The 2,724-nt window shown below is 67.2% G+C and carries 2 protein-coding genes; one reads left to right on the top strand and one right to left on the bottom strand.

Annotated elements, in window-relative coordinates; translation table 11 throughout:
- Positions 1–728 precede the first annotated feature (728 nt).
- Positions 729–1,379 carry an NAD(P)-dependent oxidoreductase gene (locus tag ABD369_RS40335; RefSeq protein WP_344641616.1) on the top strand — a complete coding sequence of 217 codons (651 nt, stop codon included), beginning with the start codon at positions 729–731 and terminating at the stop codon, positions 1,377–1,379.
- Between the two features lie 592 nt (positions 1,380–1,971).
- Here ABD369_RS40335 and ABD369_RS40330 read toward each other — a convergent pair.
- A complete protein-coding gene (locus ABD369_RS40330; RefSeq protein WP_344641615.1) occupies positions 1,972–2,460 on the bottom strand; it encodes a GNAT family N-acetyltransferase in 489 nt (162 codons plus the stop codon).
- Positions 2,461–2,724 lie beyond the last annotated feature (264 nt).

Below are 2,724 nucleotides of genomic sequence, written 5' to 3'. Positions count from 1 at the left end.
ATGGACCTTAGACAAGCCCTATCGTCGCAGGTCAGCGGCACTCCTCAGTCTTTTGATCACGCCTCGGACAGCCCTGCTCGTGAAAGCGCGAGGTTAGCACCCATCTGTGCAGGCCGCGCCAGACGCCGCCGTGCAGCTCACCATGACCTCCAGGCGAGTGGCGAGCGCCTCGATCGCGGCACTGTCGGGCACCGCGATCGCGAAGTAGTCGAAGCCGGCGGCCTCGGCTCGGGTCGAGCCGCAACGCCAGGTCCGGTCCGGTCCGGTCCGCCAGCCGGATGGCTCAGCACGACTTCGATCAACACCCCCTGCTCGACGAACTCGGCTGCCCGCCGGTAGCCGAGCGTGTGCCCGTACCACGCCTCGGAGCGGGCAAGATCGCGTACCGGCAGCTTCAGGTGGTGGACGTCGGCGAGGCTCGGGATGTCAGCTTCCACGTTCACGGCTCACCTCAGTCAGGCACTCGTCGAGGCCGAACCGCGGTGAACTGGGGCGCCACTCGTCAACGCCGTCCTCGCCTCCTGGCAGCGCGAGCCGGCCCTCCGTGACTTTCACCATCGCACCCGCACCGAACTCGGCATCCTCGCCTAAAGCACCCCTTCCGCACCCCTCCTCGAGGAGAGGGGAAGTAACCCTAGATGAGCCTAAAGCGACCGATTTCCCGCTCTGTGGTGAAACATCCCGCTACGCTCCGAATCCAACACGATCAACCGGAATTGGAGAGCCTCTTGTCCAAGATCGCCCTATTCGGAGCCACCGGCACTATCGGATCCCGGATCCTCGACGAGGCGCTTCGGCGCGGTCATCAGGTCACCGCGGCCGTTCGCGATCCGGCGAAGGTCACCACGTCCCACCCCGCCCTGACCGTGACTTACGGCGACGTCCTGGACCCTGAGTCCGTCGCCGAGGTGGCCAAGGGACAGGACGTCGTGGTCAGCGCGGTCGGCGGGGGTGACGGGCCAGGCCACATCGCCACCATCAGGCCCGCCGCCGAGTCCTTGGTCGAAGGGCTGCGCTCGCTGGGCGGGGATGCGCCTCGGCTCATCGCGGTCGGCGGTGCCGGTTCACTGCGCAAGCCGGACGGGACGCAGGTCTGGGACACCGAGGGCCTGCCGATTGCCCTGCTCCAGATCATGCACGCCCACGGGGACGCCCTGGACTTCTACCGCACTGTCAGCGACGTGAGGTGGACGAACTTCAGCCCCGCCGCCACGATCGAGCCCGGCGAACGCACCGGCACCTACCGCACCGCCACGGACGACTTGGTCGTCGATGAAGACGGCATCAGCCGCATCTCCATTGAGGACTATGCCCTTGCCCTGCTCGACGAGATCGAACAGCCGGCGCACCGCGGCGAGCGCTTCACCGCTGGCTACTGAGCCGCCGCCCTAATGATGACGCGGTGGAGTCGCGCCGAGGCCTCGGGGAAGCGGGGCTGAACCGTGAGGGAGGCACCGGCCTTCGCCCGTGCCTCTCTCCTGGTTTTCCGCTTCGATCAAGCTGGCGCCCGGCCGGTGTTCTCTGACCTGATCATCCGCCGCAGGCTGCTGCAGGCGGCGCCGATCAGAGCACCATGATGGCGAAAACCCCACATCGCGGCCTCCGACCGGCGCAGGGCCTGTACATCGTGTTCAACCGGTCCGTTGCCGAGGAAGCCACCCGGCGCTTCCCCGCCCGGGTCAGATGTGCGACCGCGCACTCGCTCGTGTTCCGCGCGGTCGCCGGCCCCTACTGGCACCTGCTGAGCGGAGCCCGCATCCCCTCACCTCGCGTCGAGGCCGCACTGGGGATCACGCTGCCGCTCACCCTCGGCGGCAAGGTCATCGAACCGTGGACGCTCGCCTACATCGCCCAGCACACCGTGCGCACGTTCTGCTGCTCCGCTGCGCGGATGTCCTTTTCGAGGGCTTGGACGTTCTCGTGGGATCTCAGCGCCGGTCACGCCGGACGACGGCTTATCGGGCCTGGCAGTCAGATCCGGTCCCCGACGTACACCGTGACCGGGTGGCCGGCGACGATCTCCTCCCTGCGAGGGCTGAAGCCGAGCCGTTCGGCGCCCCGTACGGACGCGGTGTTGCCGTGCCGGATCATCGCGGTGATCCTCGGGAAACCGAACATCTCGAAGCCCCAGTCGACGCACGCTCTGGCGGCCTCTGTCGCATAGCCCCGGCCCCAGGCCGTTGGATGCAGGGTCCATGCGGCCTCGACCTCGTCGAACTGTTCCCAGTAGTTCAGGCCGCACCGCCCGATGAACGCTCCGGAATCTCGGCACACCGCCGCGAACAGGCCGTAACCCCGCTCGGTCCACTGCCGCTCCACCTCGGCCAGGCGGGCGAGTGCGCGGTCACGTGGGTACGGGTCGACGAAGCGCGTGACCCAGGCTTCCGCGTGGAGGTCGACGAAGGAGTCGATATCTGCCAGCCCGAGCGGGCGCAGGTCCAGACGGTCAGTTTGGATCACGGACGCGAGCATAGGTCACCGGTCGAAAGCTCAGTTCCGGTGCGCTGCCGCCCTCACGCCTGCAGCCTGACCAACCCGGCGAGCGATCACAGCACTGGTCATCGACACTCTTTGGCAATGCTCGCCCGATAGCGTTCCAGAACTCCGATGGAAAGAGCTGATGCGGCCATTAGCCTCGATCTTGCATGACGGCTCGTCAGCTTTGCTGGCGGGCCGTTTCTGCTTGTCCGGGCGTGCTGTTTGTGCCTGTGGGTATGGCGAGGG

The sequence above is a fragment of the Kitasatospora cystarginea genome, from assembly GCF_039533515.1.
Lineage (GTDB): Bacteria > Actinomycetota > Actinomycetes > Streptomycetales > Streptomycetaceae > Kitasatospora > Kitasatospora cystarginea.
This window is presented reverse-complemented; position numbering and strand designations above follow the sequence as displayed.